This is a genomic window from Citrobacter sp. Res13-Sevr-PEB04-36 (assembly GCF_015672735.1).
Classification (GTDB): Bacteria; Pseudomonadota; Gammaproteobacteria; order Enterobacterales; family Enterobacteriaceae; genus Citrobacter.
The window spans coordinates 108,627-128,114 of the sequence record NZ_JADABY010000029.1 but is presented as its reverse complement, the minus strand read 5'-3'; the positions used below and the strand labels follow the sequence as shown (position 1 = coordinate 128,114).

Genomic DNA, 19,488 nt, shown 5'->3' with positions numbered 1-19,488 from the left:
CCCTGCTGATGTATGATGGCGCGCTATCCATCCGGGCAGACGCCTGGCTGATTGTTTCCCCGAAGTCACCAAGATCATGGCCAAAGAACAAACGGACCGTACGACATTAGATCTGTTCGCGCAGGAGCGTCGCCCGGGACGACCCAAAACCAATCCGCTTTCGCGAGATGAACAGTTACGTATTAATAAACGTAATCAGCTTAAACGCGATAAAGTTCGTGGGCTTAAGCGTGTCGAACTGAAACTGAACGCCGACGCCGTTGACGCACTGAATGAACTGGCGGACGCGCGTAATATGAGTCGCAGTGAGCTCATTGAAGAAATGCTGATGACCCAACTCGCCACATTGCGTGGTCAGGCATAGTCTGAATTCCTGCTCTAAATCATAAATCGTGTAGCACAGAGTGCAGTCCTGCGTGTTTGCTGTTTCCGCATGCCTGACTGTTCTGCTATGATTGCCGTTATCCGTGGGCAATGCGCCACCACCATTTCAATAAGTTTCAAGAGGTTATTTTACTCATGGCAATCACTGGCATCTTTTTCGGCAGCGACACCGGTAATACCGAAAACATCGCAAAAATGATTCAAAAACAGCTTGGTAAAGACGTAGCCGATGTCCATGACATTGCAAAAAGCAGCAAAGAAGACCTGGAAGGGTATGACATTCTGCTGCTCGGCATCCCAACCTGGTACTACGGTGAAGCGCAGTGTGACTGGGACGACTTTTTCCCGACCCTCGAAGACATTGATTTTAATGGCAAACTTGTTGCTCTATTTGGCTGTGGCGACCAGGAAGATTACGCAGAATATTTCTGTGATGCATTAGGCACAATTCGCGACATCATCGAACCACGCGGCGCAACCATCGTCGGCCACTGGCCTACGGCGGGCTATCATTTTGAAGCGTCCAAAGGTTTGGCTGACGACGATCACTTTGTTGGCCTGGCTATCGACGAAGATCGTCAGCCTGAACTGACAGCTGAACGCGTAGAAAAATGGGTTAAGCAGATTTCCGCAGAACTGCATCTCGACGAAATCATTAACGCCTGATTTCGTGCGGCGCAGATCATCATCTGCGCCGCATCAATAGTTAAAACCAATCAAAATAATTGCTACAAATTTTTAACTTTTTCGCCTGACCCTGTACAATGGCTGGATGCCAATCGGGTATTGCACAGTGTCTTTGTTGGCGATACCACGTTTTGATTAACAATATATGCCAGAGACTTGCAGTTTTCATTTAGGCGTGGCAGTTCTATAATGATACGCATTATCTCAAGTGCAATTTCTGGCACTTCTTTTAATGAAGTGAACCGTTTAGCTACAGGACAGATTCCGCATGACTGACAACAATACCGCATTAAAGAAGGCTGGCCTGAAAGTAACGCTTCCTCGTTTAAAAATTCTGGAAGTTCTTCAGGAACCGGATAACCATCACGTCAGTGCGGAAGACTTATACAAACGCCTGATCGATATGGGTGAAGAAATTGGTCTGGCGACCGTGTATCGCGTGCTGAACCAGTTTGATGATGCCGGTATCGTGACCCGCCATAATTTCGAAGGGGGCAAGTCCGTCTTCGAACTGACCCAGCAACATCATCACGATCACCTGATTTGCCTCGACTGCGGCAAAGTGGTTGAATTCAGCGATGAATCTATCGAAGCGCGCCAGCGTGAGATTGCGACTAAGCATGGTATTCGTTTAACCAACCATAGCCTCTATCTTTACGGTCACTGCGCTGAAGGCGATTGCCGCGAAGATGAGCATGCTCACGACAGCAAGTAATCTCCTGAGTTCTGAAAAGCCAACCTAAAGGTTGGCTTTTTTTATGGCCCGAATTTGACCTGCCCCCTCTTCCTTCTACGTCAATGTTGCTTTAATGTAAAAATTAATTGCCCTTCCGGAGAGTTGAAATGGAACTTCGCCAGCTACGCTATTTTGTTCGTATTGTAGAAACCGGCAGCATGGGTAGCGCGGCGCTCGATCTCAATATCGGTGTTTCGGCGCTCAGTCAGCAAATGACGCGTCTGGAAAACGAACTCGCTATTCGCCTGCTGCAACGCACTTCGCGCGGCGTGACGCCCACCAGCGCCGGACTGGCTTTTTACTCCCAGGCGCAGCTGGCACTCCGTCATGCAGACGATGCGATCCTCGCCGCACGCGAGGCCCGGCTTTCCGGGCATGTTAGCGTCGGCATGGCCCCCAGTACAGCTTCCGTTCTCGGCATGCCTTTTATTAATGCCATGCGGGAAAGCTATGCTGATGTTCGCCTGCATGTGGTGGAAAGCCTCTCTGGCAACCTGGAAAGGATGATTAATACCCGCCAGATTGATCTGGCTGTCGTGTTTCAAAAAGAAAAGATCCTGCGCTGGAGCGCCAGACCGATTCTTGAAGAACGGCTGTTTTTGATTGGGACCCATACCCTACTGGCTGATATTGTCGATGAAAATATTGCGCCAGCCCAACTGGCGAGTATTCCATTGATAATGCCAAGCCCTGGCCACGGTCTGCGCGGCAGGCTGGAGGCAATTAGTCAGGAACACGCGCTGAACATTGAGATCGCCACCGAAATTGATGGTCTGGCGCTATTGATGCGCGCCGTTCGCAGCGGGATCGGCGCCACTCTTCAGCCTGGTGCGGCGATCTCCCATCTAGATAAAGAAACCCTAAGAGTGATCGGCGTCCATAATCCGATACTTAGCCGCCCCAACTTTCTGGTCAGCCTCTCTGACGATGAGCTCACCCCGGCGGGCCTCGCTGCCCGCGTGGTGCTGACGAAAGTGATGCATCAACTGGTAGAAGCAGGAAGCTGGCCAGGTGCCATCCTTTACAATAACTAAAGTCCTCTTTAGCGCTACGTCATAGCGCCCGCACAAGCCGTACGTATACATTTTAATTACAAATTTAACAATTGGTTAAATGGTAATGGAGTATACGATGGTTGATGTTCTGGTGATTGGCGGTGGCAATGCTGCCTTATGCGCTGCCCTTACCGCCCGGGAGCAAGGAGCTTCGGTACTCCTGCTCGAAGCGGCGCCCCGGGAATGGCGCGGGGGAAACTCCCAACACACCCGTAATTTACGTTGTATGCATGATGCGCCGCAGGATGTGCTGGTAGAAAGCTATCCTGAAGAAGAATTCTGGCAAGATCTGTGGCGCGTCACTGAGGGAAATACCAACGAAGCGCTGGCGCGTCTGGTGATCCGAACCTCTTCACAATGCCGCGACTGGATGCGCCAGCACGGCGTTAACTTTCAGCCTCCTCTCTCCGGCGCTTTGCACGTGGCGCGAACCAACGCCTTTTTTATGGGCGGCGGAAAAGCCCTTGTGAATGCCTATTATCGCAGCGCAGAAAAGCTGGGAGTGCAGATCCGCTATAACACCCCCGTTCAGGCGCTTGAACTGCATAATGGCGAGTTCGTGGCGGCGCTGGCAGGCGAAGAGCGCATCGCAGCTAAGTCTTGCGTCCTTGCCGCTGGCGGGTTTGAGTCGAACCGCGAATGGCTGCGAGAAGCGTGGGGAGAAAACGACCGCGGCGAGTGGCCTGCGGATAACTTTCTGATCCGCGGCACGCGCTTTAACCAAGGCGTATTGCTCAAATTTATGATGGATGCCGGAGCAGACATTATCGGCGATCCCTCTCAGTCACACTGCGTGGCCATTGATGCCAGAGCGCCATTATATGACGGGGGAATTTGCACCCGCGTGGACTGTGTGTCACTCGGCATCGTGGTAAACCGTGATGCCGAGCGTTTTTATGATGAAGGCGAAGATTTCTGGCCCAAACGCTACGCCATCTGGGGGCGCCTGGTCGCTCAACAGCCTGGACAGATTGGCTACTCCATTATCGACAGTAAAGCTATCGGCCACTTCATGCCTCCGGTCTTTCCCGGCGCGCAGGCCAATACGCTAGCGGAGCTGGCCCTTCAGTTAGGACTGGATGCCGAACGTTTTACCCACACCGTGACAGAGTACAACAACGCCTGCCAGCCCGGTCAGTTCGACCACACCGTTCTGGATAACTGCGCCACAAAAGATGTGATACCCGCAAAAACGCACTGGGCACGACCGCTGGACCAACCGCCTTACTACGGCTATGCCCTGCGGCCAGGGATCACCTTCACTTATCTTGGGTTAAAAGTGAACGAACGCGCCGCTGTACATTTTGCAGGGCTTCCAAGCCGTAACCTGTTCGTCGCCGGAGAGATGATGGCGGGCAACGTGCTGGGCAAGGGCTACACCGCAGGTGTGGGGATGTCGATCGGTACCACCTTTGGTCGCATTGCCGGAAAAGAAGCCGCGCTGGCCGCACGTAAGGAGAGACGTCATGAAGCAGCTTGAGAACTTGATCATCGAAGCGCAAATTATCACCGAACCGGAAGCGGAAGTTGAACGCGTGATGCAGGTCTGTAACGCCTGCCGCTATTGTGAAGGCTTTTGCGCCGTGTTTCCGGCAATGACTCAGCGTCTGGAATTCGGTAAAGCGGATATCAATTATCTGGCAAACTTGTGCCATAACTGCGGCGCTTGCCTGCACGCGTGTCAGTATGCCCCGCCTCATGAATTTGCCATCAATGTGCCGAAGGCGATGGCGGAAGTACGGCTTGAAACCTATCAACACTACGCGCACCCCGCCGCCTTTGGCGCGCTTTATCGTCGCGCAGGCGTCACCGTGACGCTGGCGCTGGTATTCGGTCTGATCCTGTTTTTACTCCTCGCCATAGGTTTGAAAGGTTCACTATTCCATCCTCCGCTGGCCGGGGATTTCTATCAAATTTTCCCGCATAACCTGTTGGCATGGATGTTTGGCTCGGTCTTTATTCTGGCAATCGGTTTGCTTATGGCGGGCGTGATCCGTTTCTGGAGAGAGATCTCTCCGGGTATGCCGCGTTCTGCCGAGATTGCTGAAGCCTCACACGATGCGCTGACGCTGAAATATCTCGATGGTGGCCACGGCAAAGGTTGTAACGAAGCGGATGATGCTTTCACCCTGATGCGGCGCCGTTTCCACCACTTTACCTTCTACGGTTTTATGCTCTGTTTTGCCGCCACCGTAGTGGCAACGGGCTATCACTACTTTGCAGGCATAGAAGCGCCCTACCCGTTCTTCAGCGTTCCGGTGATGCTGGGCACGTTGGGCGGCATTGGTCTGGTTGTCGGCCCGGCTGGCTTACTATGGCTGAATCTTAAGCGCTCACCGCTACATGGCGACGCACGGCAAAAACCGATGGACCGCGGTTTTATTTTGCTGCTACTGCTGACCAGTCTGACCGGTCTGGCGCTGCTGGCGGGAAGAGACACCTCATGGATGGCTATTTTACTGGCCATTCATCTTGGCGTAGTCATGGCGCTTTTTCTGACCATTCCTTACGGAAAATTTGCCCACGGATTTTACCGCTGCGCAGCCTTACTCAAGTGGGCGATTGAGAAACGGCGCGGCAAACAGGCGGGGGTCACAAGCGACTAGCCCGCAAACTCTTACCTCTATAAATATTATGATAAGACAGTGGAGCAAACCCAATGACACAACAACCATCGCGCGCCGGAACTTTCGGCGCAATACTACGGGTTACCAGCGGTAATTTCCTCGAACAGTTCGACTTTTTTCTGTTCGGGTTTTACGCCACCTATATCGCAAAGACTTTCTTTCCCGCGGAGAGTGAATTTGCCGGGCTAATGTTAACCTTTGCGGTTTTCGGTTCGGGTTTCTTAATGCGGCCCATTGGCGCAATCGTACTGGGTGCTTACATCGACAGAATTGGTCGTCGTAAAGGACTGATGGTGACGCTGGCGATCATGGGCTGCGGAACCCTGCTGATTGCCCTGGTACCCGGTTATCAAAGTATTGGCCTGCTGGCTCCTGTGCTGGTGTTAGTCGGTCGATTATTACAGGGATTCTCTGCGGGTGTGGAGCTGGGAGGCGTTTCAGTTTATCTTTCTGAAATCGCCACGCCTGGCAATAAAGGTTTCTACACCAGCTGGCAGTCCGCCAGCCAACAAGTCGCCATTGTGGTGGCAGCTCTGATCGGCTACGGCCTGAATGCCACGCTGGGGCACGATGAGATCTCTGAATGGGGCTGGCGCATTCCGTTCTTTATTGGTTGCATGATTATTCCATTGATCTTCGTCCTGCGCCGTTCGCTTCAGGAAACAGACGAATTTTTACAACGTACGCACCGTCCCGACACCAGGGAAATTTTCACTACTATCATCAAAAACTGGCGCCTCATTGCCGCGGGTACGCTGCTGGTGGCAATGACTACCACGACGTTCTACTTCATTACCGTCTATACCCCAACCTATGGCAGGGCCGTACTCCACCTGAGCGCTCGCGACAGCCTAATCGTTACCATGCTGGTCGGTATCTCTAACTTTATCTGGTTGCCGATTGGCGGGGCGATTTCTGACCGAATTGGTCGTCGTCCGGTATTGATGGGGATTACCGTACTCGCACTACTCACCACCTGGCCTGCCATGCACTGGCTCACCGCCGCACCAGACTTCACGCGCATGACGCTGGTCCTGCTTTGGTTCTCGTTCTTTTTTGGCATGTACAACGGGGCAATGGTCGCGGCACTCACCGAGGTGATGCCTGTCTATGTCCGTACGGTGGTTTTTTCACTGGCCTTCAGTCTTGCTACGGCGATTTTTGGAGGGCTGACGCCGGTCATATCCACGGCACTGGTCCAGCTAACCGGAGATAAAAGCTCACCTGGATGGTGGCTGATGTGCGCGGCACTGTGCGGACTCGCCGCCACGGCTATGCTGTTTGTCCGCCTGAGTCGCCATTATCAACCGGTGGAACATAAGCTCTGAAATGTAAACGGGCGGAGAATTCTCCGCCCGTTATCTTTTTCGTTTTCCGCTTTACTGCGCGGTATTCTTGCTACGAATTTCCTGCCAGACCTTATCACAATCAGCGTTAACGGCCTGATCGTTGCCTGTACGCGTCGCCTGGATACACTGCTGATAATCCAGTACGCGAACACTTTCTTCATTGGCAAACTGCTGGTGCTGCTTTTCTTTCTTCAGCACGTTTAACACACTTTGGCAGGCCTCGATTTTCTCTGGCGATCCCTGCGCGGTGTTAATACAGGCGCTGTAGGCTTCTTTCAAACGGCTGTCTTCTTTTGGTGCCGGAGATTGTGCACAAGCCACCAACCCAGATGCCATAACGGCGATGAGTATCAGTTTTTTCATAGAACAGTCCTCAACGTTGCGGCAGGCACCAGGCCCGCCGCAGTTGGCATTAGAAGATGGTGAATGGTGCAATCACAATAAACTTCACATCACGCTCATCCTGGAAGATGTTGCCGTAACCACCGCCCCAGCTCGGGATGTTTGAATGGTTGTCGTATTCAGTGAAGTGCAGTTTAAACATGGTGCCTTTCGCGCGACCATCCTGCAGGGTATAGACCGCATCCAGGCTGTAAGACGACTCTTCGATGGTACGATTTTTGTCGTAGTACGCATCCGGGTTAGCCTGCCAGGTCGCTGGCTTGGCATCCCATGCGTAAACGTAAGAAGCACCCACAGCCCAACCCGGCAGATTCCAGTTCTTCAGGTCATACATTGCGCCGAAGAAAACCGCCTTTTCGCCGTTGGCGTTGAAGTCAGAACGGTTATCCCACCACACGTCCAGACGGCCGTTTGAAGAAGCATAGGTTGGAGTCATACGCTGCAGGAAGTAGCCCTGCTGCCCGTCCGCTTTAACCCAGGTACCTTCCAGACGCAGATCAACCACTTCCGCTACTTTATAGCCAAAAGTCAGCGCCTGCAGCCAGGCTGTACCGTCATAAATATCGTTGACGGTACGGTCATCAACCTTGTCGCGTGTACCGTAGAACTGATAGCTGGTGGTAAACGGGTTGCCGCCTAAATCAAATTTGTAGCTGGCTTTCGCGAAGTATTGATCAACATAACCTTCGGACTGGCCAAATGCCGCTTCCAGCAGCAGGTTATTTTTAAAGTCATATTTCGCGCCGATCGAGTGGAGGTAATCAACGCTGGTCTTTTTATCGGCCTGATAGAATTTATCAACTTCGGTGTGCCACGGTGCTTTATATTCGTTGGCCCACATGTAGGAGAAACTCAGCGCACCGGCATCTCCATAGTCAAAGTTGGCACCGGCTTCAGCACCCTGATAGGTACCTGGCATAAAACTCCAGTGCGGAGCCAGCAAAGTCTGCCCGGTAGGTTGAATATAACCGGCGCGTGCCCAGGTTGGGCCATATTTGAATTTCGCCGCCGCTTTATAAAGGCTAATCCCGCTCTTATCGCCGGAGTAATCTTCATCATAGCCTTTATTTTTCTTCGAAAATGCAATTTCGTTTGGATGTCCGCTGTCGCCATTCTCCGCCATTTCTATCGCGGTAAAGGCAGCCACATCAAGACCGAACATATCGGCTACATAGCCAGACTGGAAATCAAGGTTGGCGTTCCAGGTGGCGTGAGAAAGGTTGGTTTTGTATTTGTCGCCGTCAGTGACATCTTTACGGTCACGCTCACGCTGCCAGTAATAGATGCCGCCTGTTAGAGTGGAATCATCAAAGAAACCTTCAGCCTGGGCTTGGGGAACGACAACTAAACCTGACATTGCTGTGATACCGGCGATAGCCAGCGCCAGCGTACTACGTTTGCCACTAAACGTACGCATATGTTAATCCTCTTTGACATATAAAATGCTGTTACCAAAGGCAAACAGCGAAAAACAAAAAAGTAAAAAATTAGCGTTGAGAAAACCTCATTGACTACAATGAATAGACTATTTTTCGCGACGCGAATTATCAATCTCTTTTTGTAACCAGTATGTAAGAACATGAGCAACCGCACATATTTGATTGCTTTCTGTTACATTTTCACTCGCAGATAAAAAACGTTGCAACAATGAAATAATTGCTTGTTTTCCATATGGATGAAAACGGTTACAGTCCATCGTTCACCTAAAACATAAGGTTTTGATGGAAAATTAATTTATTCTAAACATCAGGCTAAATAGTAATTAATTCGCTCTGCAAACAGAGCCTGTAATGCGGGATATAAAGACAAAAAAACGCCGCTGAACGCGGCGTTTGAAAAGATGCAATGCGGCTTACTCGCCCGCTTTAGCCCACGTATCACGCAGACCAACGGTGCGGTTAAACACCAGCTTGTCCGCCGTTGCATAGCGACTATCGAGGCAGAAGTACCCTTCACGCTCAAACTGATAGGCTTTACCCGCTACTGCGGACTGCAGCGAAGGCTCACCGTAACCTTGCTTGATAACCAGTGAATCCGGATTAATGACGGACAGGAAGTCGTCCGCAGCACCAGGGTTCGGTACGCTAAACAGACGATCGTACAGACGAATTTCAATTGGCAGCGCATGTGCCGCGCTAACCCAATGAATAACGCCTTTGACTTTACGTCCATCAGCCGGATCTTTGCTCAGAGTGTCGGCATCGTAGGTACAGAAAATGGTGGTGATATTGCCTTCTGCATCTTTCTCTACACGCTCAGCTTTGATCACATAAGCATTACGCAGACGGACTTCTTTGCCCATCACCAGACGCTTGTACTGTTTGTTGGCTTCTTCACGGAAATCGGCGCGATCGATCCAAATTTCACCGCTGAACGGCACTTCACGGCTGCCCATTTCCGGTTTGTTCGGATGGTTCGGCATAGTGACCAGTTCGCTTTCACCCTGCGGGTAGTTTTCGATAACCAGTTTCACCGGATCGATGACTGCCATCGCGCGCGGCGCATTTTCGTTCAGATCTTCGCGAATACAGGATTCCAGGGAGGCAATCTCAATGGTGTTATCCTGCTTGGTCACGCCAATGCGTTTGCAGAACTCACGGATAGCGGCAGCAGTGTAACCACGACGACGCAGGCCGGAGATAGTCGGCATACGCGGGTCATCCCAGCCTTCAACGTGCTTGTCGGTCACCAGCAGGTTCAGCTTACGCTTGGACATCACGGTGTATTCCAGATTCAGGCGCGAGAATTCGTACTGGCGCGGGTGAACAGGAATAGTGATGTTGTCCAGCACCCAGTCGTACAGACGACGGTTGTCCTGGAACTCCAGCGTACACAGCGAATGCGTGATGCCTTCCAGCGCATCGCTGATACAGTGGGTGAAGTCGTACATCGGGTAGATGCACCACTTATTGCCAGTCTGGTGGTGGTCAGCGAACTTAATGCGGTACAGCACCGGGTCGCGCATAACAATAAACGGCGAGGCCATGTCGATCTTCGCACGCAAGCAGGCTTTGCCTTCTTCAAAACCACCGGCACGCATTTTTTCGAACAGCGCGAGATTCTCTTCAACGCTACGATCGCGGTAAGGGCTGTTTTTGCCTGGCTGCGTCAAGGTGCCGCGGTATTCGCGGATCTCGTCAGCAGACAGTTCGTCGACGTACGCCAGACCTTTGTTGATGAGCTCTACCGCATAGGCATGAAGTTGATCGAAGTAATCCGACGAGTAGCGAATGTCGCCAGTCCAGTGGAAACCTAACCATTCAACGTCATTTTTGATGGATTCAACGTACTCGATATCTTCTTTGACCGGGTTCGTATCATCAAAACGCAGGTTGCACTGGCCCTGGTAATCTTGCGCAATACCAAAGTTCAGACAAATGGATTTCGCGTGGCCAATATGCAGATAGCCATTTGGCTCCGGCGGGAAACGGGTATGGATAGTGGTGTGCTTACCACTGGCCAGATCTTCATCGATGATCTGACGAATAAAGTTACTCGGGCGGGCTTCAGCCTCACTCATCGTGGATTCCTCAAAGCGTAAACAACGTATAACGGCGTATGATCTTATAAGCAGGACTGACTGACAACCTTTAGTTACGCAAAATACGTATCAGACAGTCATTATGAGGGCATTTGCTGCAAAAAAAAGCGGCGGAGATTGCTCCCCGCCGCAGGTGACGCATTTCATGTTGCCGGATGGCTGCGCTTACGCCTTCTCCGGCCTATGAGCGATTACTTACTTTTAATCTCGTACAGTGGTGTTTGACCGGCAACCACGTGACCGTCAGCCTTGATAACCAAGCCGCCAAAATCATCGCTGTTGCTGCAAACAACCGGGCTAATCATCGAGCGCGCGTTAGCGTTGAGGAAGTCCAGATCCATTTCCAGGATTGGCTGACCTGCAACCACTTCCGCCCCCTCTTCGACCAGACGTTTGAAGCCTTTACCTTCCAGCGCCACGGTATCGATACCCATGTGGACCACGATCTCCGCGCCTTTCGTGGTTTCCAGACAGAACGCATGGTTGGTGTTGAAGATTTTCACGATGGTGCCCGCTGCTGGAGAAACCACGGTTTTATCCGTTGGTTTCACCGCCACGCCATCACCGACGGCTTTGCTGGCGAAGGCTTCATCAGGCACCTGCTCCAGTGCAACCACATCACCGGTAATCGGAGAAACCAGCGCTTCAACAGTGACAGAATTCGCCACGGCCTGCGGTTTTGCAACCGGGGCTGCTGCAGGCGCACTTTCACCAGACGCTGCTGCAACCGGACCACGTGCAACCACTTTCTTCATTTCGTCGCCGATGGATTCTGCTTTCGCACCCACGATGACCTGGATAGTTTGCTTGTTCAGCTTAACCACACCGGAAGCACCCAGACGCTTGCACATCGCATCGTTCACTTTCGCTGAATCGGCAACGGTCAGACGCAAACGAGTGATACAGGCGTCAATCGCTTTCAGGTTATCCGTACCGCCAACCGCAGCAATGTAGCTGGTGGCCAGTTGTGCTAAACCTTCTTCGGTGTTGCTGTTGGCTTCGTCAGTAATAATTTCGTCGTCTTTATCTTCGCGGCCCGGCGTTTTCAGGTTAAACATACGAATAACCGCGCTGAACAACACAAAGTAGATGACGAAGAACACCAGGCCCATCGCTACCAGCATCCAGACGTTCTGACTTGCAGCCGGCAAGTTGTACATCAACACGTAGTCGATAGCACCTGCGGAGAAGGAGAAGCCCGCGTGGATCCCCAGCAACGTTGCAACGAACAGGCTGATACCCGTTAACAGTGCGTGCAGGAGATACAGCAATGGCGCCAGGAACATGAACAGGAATTCCAGCGGCTCGGTAACACCTGTCAGGAACGCGGTGATTGCCACAGACAGCAGCATACCGCCAACCATCGGACGACGTGCTTTCGGAGCGGCGAAGTACATCGCCAGCGCCGCACCCGGCAGACCAAACATCATGATTGGGAAGAAGCCGGACATGAACATACCTGCAGTGCCGTCACCCGCATAGAAGCGGTTGATATCACCGTGGAAGACCGTACCTGCCGCGTTGGTGAATTCACCAATCTGGAACCAGGCAATGGTGTTCAGAACCTGGTGCAGACCGGTTGGGATCAGCAGACGGTTGATGAAACCAAAAATACCGGAACCCAGCGCACCAGCGCCTACGATCCACTCACCACCTGCATGGATAGCGTTTTGCACCGGCGGCCACACGTAGCCGAAGATAGCAGCCAGCACCAGACAGAAGAAGCCGGTAGCGATTGGTACAAAGCGTTTACCACCAAAGAAGCTCAGGAAGTCAGGCAGTTTGATGCCAGACCAGCGGTTATACGCGGCACCGCCGACCAGACCGGTGATGATACCTGCCAGAACACCCATGTTGATTGCCGGGTTAATGGTAATCATCGCTTTGGTCAAGATGAAATAACCGACCGCACCTGCCAATGCTGCCGCACCCGCGCTGTCTTTAGACCAGCTGGATGCCACACCGATAGCAAATATTAACGCGAGGTTATCAAAAATGGCCCCACCCGCTTGCGCGATGAAGGGTACGTTAAGCAAATCTGGTTGGCCAAATCGCAGCAACAGTGCCGCGACAGGCAGCACAGCGATGGGAAGCTGTAACGCTCTACCCAGTCGCTGGAAAAAACCTAAAATATTCATTTTATTCCCCCTACGAGACCCCGATTAGGCTCCTTTGAAGCCATATTTTTATTGTGCGACCAATTCTGACAGCAAGATATTCTGGACCAACAATATTAACCATTCATCTACATTCAGAGTGTGTGGAAATTTAATTCGTATCGCAAATTAAAAGCGTGTTTTTTGTGATTAAAGTCACCAAATATCGTTATTAACCCTCCCTTCTACTGGCTAACTACGAAAACTTATTTTATCATTAAAAAAATCGAAACGGATTGATCCTTACCGATGCAAACCTGGTTACGCTTAATGCTGCACAGCGATTCAATCCGCCAACTGCTTACATTTACTACTGAGGTGAAGAATGAGATTGATCCCCCTGAATACCGCTGAGCAAGTCGGCAAATGGGCTGCTCGCCATATCGTTAACCGTATCAATGCATTCAAACCAACGGCAGATCGTCCGTTCGTTCTGGGCCTGCCGACCGGCGGCACCCCGCTGACAGCCTATAAAGCATTAGTCGAAATGCACAAAGCAGGCCAGGTTAGCTTCAAACATGTTGTCACATTTAATATGGACGAGTATGTTGGCCTGCCAAAGGAACATCCTGAAAGTTACCACAGCTTCATGCATCGCAACTTCTTTGATCATGTTGATATTCCAGCAGAAAACATCAACCTCCTCAATGGTAATGCGCCAGATATCGATGCAGAATGCCGTCAGTATGAAGAAAAAATCCGTTCTTACGGTAAAATCCACCTGTTCATGGGTGGCGTAGGCAACGACGGGCATATCGCATTTAACGAACCGGCTTCTTCTTTAGCCTCTCGTACGCGTATCAAAACGCTGACCCACGACACTCGCGTTGCGAACTCTCGCTTCTTTGACGGCGACGTAAGCCAGGTACCGAAATATGCGCTGACCGTTGGCGTGGGCACGCTGCTGGATGCCGAAGAAGTCATGATTCTGGTGCTGGGCCACCAGAAGGCGCAGGCCCTGCAGGCAGCCGTTGAAGGTAATGTCAACCATATGTGGACCATCAGCTGCCTGCAGTTGCATCCAAAAGCCGTTGTGGTTTGTGATGAGCCTTCCACGATGGAACTGAAAGTGAAGACGCTGAAATACTTTAACGAGTTAGAAGCAGAAAATATTAAAGGTCTGTAATGATGTTTCCGCCCTGCCGAAAGCGTTGCAGGGCGGCATTTTTTTGAAATCGGGGGTCGGAATGTATGCTTTAACCCAGGGCCGGATCTTTACCGGTCACGAAATTCTTGATGACCATGCGATTGTTGTCGCTGATGGCCTGATAGCCAGCGTTTGCCCACTGGCTGAATTACCGCCGGAGATTGAACAACGCTCACTGAATGGGGCCATTCTTTCCCCCGGTTTTATTGATGTGCAGTTAAACGGCTGCGGCGGCGTACAGTTCAACGATACGGCAGAAGCTGTCAGCGTTGAAACGCTGGAAATCATGCAGAAAGCCAATGAGAGATCGGGCTGCACTAACTACCTGCCAACGCTTATCACCACCAGCGATGAGCTGATGAAACAAGGCGTTCGCGTGATGCGCGAATACCTGGCGAAGCACCCGAATCAGGCATTAGGGCTTCATCTCGAAGGTCCGTGGCTGAATCTGGTGAAAAAAGGCACCCATAACCCGAGTTTTGTCCGTCAACCTGACGCTGCGCTGGTCGATTTCCTGTGCGATAATGCCGATGTGATCACCAAAGTCACGCTGGCGCCAGAAATGGTCCCAGTCGACGTGATCACCCGACTGGTCAATGCCGGTATTGTGGTTTCTGCGGGTCACTCTAACGCGACGGTAAAAGAAGCCAAAATCGGTTTCCGCGCGGGCATTACCTTTGCAACGCACCTGTTCAACGCCATGCCTTACATTACTGGCCGCGAACCGGGTCTGGCTGGCGCCATTCTTGATGAAGCCGATATTTACTGCGGTATCATCGCCGATGGTCTGCACGTTGACTACGTTAACATCCGTAACGCCAAACGCCTGAAAGGTGACAAACTGTGCCTGGTAACCGACGCCACCGCGCCGGCAGGTGCAAATATTGAACAGTTCATTTTCGCTGGTAAAACAATATACTACCGCGATGGACTGTGTGTGGATGAGAACGGTACCCTGAGCGGCTCGTCATTAACCATGATTGAAGGTGTACGTAATCTGGTTGAACATTGTGGCATTGCGCTGGATGAAGTGCTGCGTATGGCAACACTCTACCCTGCTCGCGCTATCGGTGTGGACAAGCAATTCGGCAGTATCGCCCCTGGCAAAGTCGCCAATCTGACCGCGTTCACGCACGACTTTAAAATTATCAAGACCATCGTTAATGGCAACGAGGTCGTCACAGAGTAAGAGAAAGAATGACACCAGGCGGACAAGCTCAAATAGGTAATGTTGATCTCGTAAAACAGCTTAACAGCGCGGCAGTTTATCGCCTGATTGACCAGCATGGGCCAATCTCGCGCATTCAGATTGCCGAACAGAGCCAGCTTGCTCCTGCCAGCGTAACCAAAATTACGCGTCAGCTTATTGAACGCGGGCTGATCAAAGAAGTGGATCAGCAGGCCTCCACCGGGGGCCGCCGCGCTATCTCTATCGTCACCGAAACCCGCAATTTCCACGCTATTGGCGTACGTTTGGGTCGTCATGACACCACGCTAACGCTGTATGATATGAGCAGCAAAGCCGTCGCTGAAGAGCATTACCCTCTGCCTGAGCGTACCCAGGAAACACTGGAATATGCGCTGCTCAATACCATTGCCACCTTTATTGACAGCTGCCAGCGGAAAATCCGTGAACTGATTGCCATCTCCGTTATTCTGCCTGGTCTGGTTGACCCGGAAAGCGGGGTCATTCGTTATATGCCGCATATTCAGGTTGAAAACTGGGGGCTGGTCGAGGCGCTGGAAAAACGTTTTCAGGTGACCTGCTTTGTCGGTCACGATATCCGTAGTCTGGCTCTTGCCGAGCACTATTTTGGGGCAAGTCAGGACTGCGAAGACTCCATTCTGGTGCGGGTACATCGCGGGACCGGTGCTGGGATCATCTCCAATGGCCGCATTTTTATTGGTCGTAACGGTAACGTTGGCGAGATTGGTCATATTCAGGTCGAGCCATTGGGTGAGCGCTGCCACTGCGGTAATTTTGGCTGCCTGGAAACCATCGCGGCCAACGCGTCCATTGAACATCGCGTCCAGAATTTACTCAAGCAGGGCTATCCGAGCCGACTGACGCTGGATGATTGCAGTATCAAAGCCATCTGTAAGGCGGCTAACAAAGGCGATAACCTGGCGTCAGAAGTCATTGAGCACGTGGGTCGCCATCTGGGTAAAACCATTGCTATCGCCATTAACCTATTTAACCCGCAAAAAATTGTTATTGCCGGTGAAATTACTGAGGCAGATAAAGTCCTGCTTCCGGCGATAGAAAGCTGCATTAATGCCCAGGCGTTGAAGGCATTTCGCCATAATTTGCCCGTGGTTCGCTCCACCCTGGACCACCGCTCCGCTATTGGTGCCTTTGCACTGGTGAAACGCGCGATGCTCAACGGCACATTGCTGCAACGTTTGCTGGAAAGCTAATACACCTCACCCTTCAAGTTGCCTCTGCGTTAGTTGAGGCAACTCGAATGATTGAGTGTATTTTGTGTATAGTAACGCCTTCTTTTTTTTGATGTCGGATTGTCCATGACCATTAAGAATGTAATTTGTGATATCGACGGCGTGCTGATGCACGACAATGTTGCTGTACCGGGTGCGGCAGAATTTTTGACCGGCGTGCTGGAAAAGGGCTTGCCGTTAGTCCTGCTAACTAACTACCCTTCGCAGACCGGGCAGGATCTGGCGAACCGCTTCGCCACCGCAGGTGTGAATGTGCCCGACAGCGTTTTTTATACTTCCGCCATGGCTACCGCCGATTTTCTGCGTCGCCAGGAAGGGAAAAAAGCCTACGTCGTCGGTGAAGGCGCGCTGATCCACGAACTGTACAAAGCGGGTTTTACCATTACCGACGTTAACCCTGATTTTGTGATTGTCGGAGAGACCCGCTCCTACAACTGGGACATGATGCATAAAGCAGCATACTTTGTGGCCAATGGCGCACGTTTCATTGCCACCAACCCGGATACGCACGGCCGCGGTTTTTATCCTGCCTGCGGTGCGCTGTGCGCCGGTATCGAGAAGATCTCGGGCCGTAAACCTTTTTATGTGGGTAAACCCAGCCCGTGGATTATCCGCGCGGCGCTCAACAAAATGCAGGCGCACTCGGAAGAGACCGTTATTGTTGGCGACAACCTGCGTACCGATATTCTGGCGGGCTTCCAGGCTGGTCTTGAAACCATTCTGGTACTGTCTGGCGTCTCCACGCTGGATGATATCGACAGCATGCCGTTCCGACCAAGCTGGATCTACCCATCCGTTGCCGAAATAGATGTTATTTAAGCCACGTTGTGCCGGATAGCCATAAGAATGCGTTAGCCGGCACACAAAAGAACCCCATCTAATAAAACCGCCATTTTATTGAAGATTCATCAATAAACACGCTCATTGTGTAATCTTTTTTCATCATTCAACAATCATCATTGAGTTTTTTCTTTTCAGTTCGCCAAACTCCTTGCGCCCCCTGCGGCTTTGCGGCATTTTCTTTATTAAGCAAACATAAAAAGCATCACGCAACGGGTTAACGGAGAAGGTTATGTGTTCTATTTTTGGCGTATTCGATATTAAAACTGACGCAGTTGAACTGCGTAAAAAAGCCCTCGAACTGTCTCGTCTGATGCGTCACCGCGGCCCGGACTGGTCGGGCATTTACGCCAGTGATAACGCGATTCTGGCACATGAACGTCTGTCCATTGTCGACGTCAACGCCGGTGCCCAGCCGCTGTACAACGTGAAAAAGACGCATATCCTGGCAGTAAACGGCGAGATTTATAACCATCAGGCGTTACGTGCTGAATACGGCGATCGCTATCAGTTCCAGACCGGTTCCGACTGCGAAGTTATCCTTGCTCTGTATCAGGAAAAAGGGCCTGACTTTCTTGACGACCTGCAGGGCATGTTCGCCTTCGCACTGTACGACAGCGAGCAGGATGCATATCTGATTGGCCGCGATCACATCGGGATCATCCCGCTGTACATGGGCCATGACGAACACGGCAACCTGTACGTGGCGTCTGAAATGAAAGCGCTGGTCCCGGTTTGCCGCACCATTAAAGAATTCCCGGCCGGTAGCTACCTGTGGAGCAAAGACGGAGAAATCCGTCAGTACTATCAGCGCGACTGGTTCGAATACGACGCGGTAAAAGACAATGTGACGGATAAAGATGAACTGCGTCAGGCGCTGGAAGACGCGGTTAAAAGCCACCTGATGTCAGATGTTCCTTATGGTGTGCTGCTGTCCGGTGGTCTGGACTCCTCCGTGATTTCCGCCATCACCAAAAAATACGCAGCGCGCCGTGTTGAAGATCAAGAGCGCAGTGAAGCCTGGTGGCCGCAACTGCACTCCTTCGCCGTGGGCCTGAAAGGTGCACCGGATCTGAAAGCCGCGCAGGAAGTCGCCAACCATCTGGGAACCGTACACCACGAGATCCATTTCACCGTGCAGGAAGGCCTGGATGCCATCCGCGATGTGATTTATCACATTGAAACCTATGATGTCACCACCATCCGCGCCTCCACGCCGATGTACTTAATGTCACGTAAAATTAAAGCGATGGGCATTAAAATGGTGCTGTCGGGTGAAGGGTCCGATGAAGTATTTGGCGGCTACCTCTATTTCCACAAAGCGCCAGACGCAAAAGAGCTGCACGAAGAAACGGTACGTAAACTGCAGGCACTGCATATGTTCGACTGCGCCCGTGCCAACAAAGCTATGTCGGCGTGGGGCGTTGAAGCCCGCGTACCTTTCCTCGATAAGAAATTCCTCGATGTCGCGATGCGCATCAACCCACAGGATAAAATGTGCGGTAACGGGAAGATGGAAAAACATGTCCTGCGCGAATGTTTTGAATCCTACCTGCCGGCCAGCATTGCATGGCGTCAGAAAGAGCAGTTCTCTGACGGCGTCGGTTATAGCTGGATCGACACGCTGAAAGAAGTGGCGGCAGAGCACGTTTCCGATCAACAACTGGAAACCGCCAGCTTCCGCTTCCCGTACAATACCCCATCGTCTAAAGAAGCGTATTTGTACCGTCAGATTTTCGAAGAGTTGTTCCCGGTGGCCAGCGCCGCCGAGTGTGTGCCGGGTGGCCCGTCCGTCGCCTGTTCTTCTGCCAAAGCCATCGAATGGGATGAAGCCTTCAAAACCATGAACGATCCATCAGGCCGTGCGGTTGGTGTGCACCAGTCGGCTTATAAGTAACCCCATCATCAGCCAAGAGCCCTACGGGGCTCTTTTTTTATGTCGGTTTTACGCACGGAAAAACAATTAATAACTAATAATTGCCGAATATTGCGTCACGCTGTTCGCAACCTAACCAAACAGTCACATTCCAGCTATTTTCAATGAAAAAGGGGTTGACGCTTCAAGGCTCAATACGCATAATGCGCCCCGCAACGCCGATAAGGTAAC

General features: G+C 51.7%; 17 protein-coding genes. 13 read left to right on the top strand and 4 right to left on the bottom strand.

All coding sequences use genetic code 11. The features are described 5' to 3' along the window. The first annotated feature begins 76 nt into the window (after positions 1–76). From ybfE to IMQ48_RS08520, 8 genes are all read left to right on the top strand, one after another. Positions 77–364 (top strand): LexA regulated protein, encoded by a 288-nt coding sequence (gene ybfE / locus IMQ48_RS08555; protein WP_196208682.1) that lies wholly within the window; start codon positions 77–79, stop codon positions 362–364. A gap of 155 nt (positions 365–519) precedes the next feature. Then, positions 520–1,050: a flavodoxin FldA gene (gene fldA, locus IMQ48_RS08550; RefSeq protein ID WP_167456047.1), complete on the top strand. Its 531-nt coding sequence runs from the start codon at positions 520–522 to the stop codon at positions 1,048–1,050. Positions 1,051–1,260: 210 nt separating this feature from the next. Then, on the top strand, positions 1,261–1,347 hold the full coding sequence (locus IMQ48_RS08545; protein ID WP_196208735.1) for a ryhB-regulated fur leader peptide: 87 nt from the start codon (positions 1,261–1,263) through the stop codon (positions 1,345–1,347). Continuing rightward, positions 1,340–1,786 carry a ferric iron uptake transcriptional regulator gene (fur, locus tag IMQ48_RS08540; RefSeq protein WP_196208681.1) on the top strand — a complete coding sequence of 149 codons (447 nt, stop codon included), beginning with the start codon at positions 1,340–1,342 and terminating at the stop codon, positions 1,784–1,786. Before IMQ48_RS08545 ends, fur begins: the two co-directional genes overlap by 8 nt. Before the next feature lie 128 nt (positions 1,787–1,914). Further along, positions 1,915–2,841 (top strand): tricarballylate utilization LysR family transcriptional regulator TcuR, encoded by a 927-nt coding sequence (gene tcuR, locus IMQ48_RS08535; protein ID WP_196208680.1) that lies wholly within the window; start codon positions 1,915–1,917, stop codon positions 2,839–2,841. Between the two features lie 97 nt (positions 2,842–2,938). Beyond that, positions 2,939–4,342: an FAD-dependent tricarballylate dehydrogenase TcuA gene (tcuA, locus tag IMQ48_RS08530; protein ID WP_196208679.1), complete on the top strand. Its 1,404-nt coding sequence runs from the start codon at positions 2,939–2,941 to the stop codon at positions 4,340–4,342. Next, a complete protein-coding gene (gene tcuB / locus IMQ48_RS08525) occupies positions 4,329–5,468 on the top strand; it encodes a tricarballylate utilization 4Fe-4S protein TcuB (RefSeq protein WP_196208678.1) in 1,140 nt (379 codons plus the stop codon). Before tcuA ends, tcuB begins: the two co-directional genes overlap by 14 nt. A gap of 53 nt (positions 5,469–5,521) precedes the next feature. Next, positions 5,522–6,817: an MFS transporter gene (locus IMQ48_RS08520; RefSeq protein WP_196208677.1), complete on the top strand. Its 1,296-nt coding sequence runs from the start codon at positions 5,522–5,524 to the stop codon at positions 6,815–6,817. 51 nt (positions 6,818–6,868) lie between these two features. Here the strand turns inward: IMQ48_RS08520 and chiQ are convergent, their stop codons facing one another. The 4 genes from chiQ to nagE all read right to left on the bottom strand — a co-directional run bounded on the left by chiQ (position 6,869) and on the right by nagE (position 12,919). Further along, positions 6,869–7,201, bottom strand: coding sequence for a ChiQ/YbfN family lipoprotein (chiQ, locus tag IMQ48_RS08515; RefSeq protein ID WP_196208676.1), 333 nt, complete (start codon positions 7,199–7,201; stop codon positions 6,869–6,871). A gap of 49 nt (positions 7,202–7,250) precedes the next feature. Beyond that, positions 7,251–8,657, bottom strand: a complete 1,407-nt coding sequence (gene chiP / locus IMQ48_RS08510) for a chitoporin (RefSeq protein ID WP_196208675.1) — start codon at positions 8,655–8,657, stop codon at positions 7,251–7,253. Positions 8,658–9,092: 435 nt separating this feature from the next. Then, complete coding sequence (glnS, locus tag IMQ48_RS08505) at positions 9,093–10,760, bottom strand: glutamine--tRNA ligase (RefSeq protein WP_196208674.1); 1,668 nt, start codon at positions 10,758–10,760, stop codon at positions 9,093–9,095. Between the two features lie 212 nt (positions 10,761–10,972). Further along, entirely contained in the window at positions 10,973–12,919 is a 1,947-nt protein-coding gene (gene nagE / locus IMQ48_RS08500; RefSeq protein WP_196208673.1) for a PTS N-acetyl glucosamine transporter subunit IIABC, read from the bottom strand. A 343-nt stretch (positions 12,920–13,262) separates the two neighbouring features. On the opposite strand from nagE, the gene nagB reads away from it, so the two are divergent. The 5 genes from nagB to asnB all read left to right on the top strand — a co-directional run bounded on the left by nagB (position 13,263) and on the right by asnB (position 19,278). Continuing rightward, positions 13,263–14,063, top strand: a complete 801-nt coding sequence (gene nagB / locus IMQ48_RS08495; protein WP_003022803.1) for a glucosamine-6-phosphate deaminase — start codon at positions 13,263–13,265, stop codon at positions 14,061–14,063. A 61-nt stretch (positions 14,064–14,124) separates the two neighbouring features. Further along, on the top strand, positions 14,125–15,273 hold the full coding sequence (gene nagA, locus IMQ48_RS08490; protein WP_196208672.1) for an N-acetylglucosamine-6-phosphate deacetylase: 1,149 nt from the start codon (positions 14,125–14,127) through the stop codon (positions 15,271–15,273). A gap of 8 nt (positions 15,274–15,281) precedes the next feature. Next, positions 15,282–16,502, top strand: a complete 1,221-nt coding sequence (locus tag IMQ48_RS08485; protein ID WP_196208671.1) for an N-acetylglucosamine repressor — start codon at positions 15,282–15,284, stop codon at positions 16,500–16,502. A 105-nt stretch (positions 16,503–16,607) separates the two neighbouring features. Then, entirely contained in the window at positions 16,608–17,360 is a 753-nt protein-coding gene (nagD, locus tag IMQ48_RS08480) for a ribonucleotide monophosphatase NagD (RefSeq protein WP_196208670.1), read from the top strand. A 253-nt stretch (positions 17,361–17,613) separates the two neighbouring features. Beyond that, positions 17,614–19,278: an asparagine synthase B gene (gene asnB, locus IMQ48_RS08475; protein WP_196208669.1), complete on the top strand. Its 1,665-nt coding sequence runs from the start codon at positions 17,614–17,616 to the stop codon at positions 19,276–19,278. The last annotated feature ends 210 nt before the right edge of the window (positions 19,279–19,488 follow it).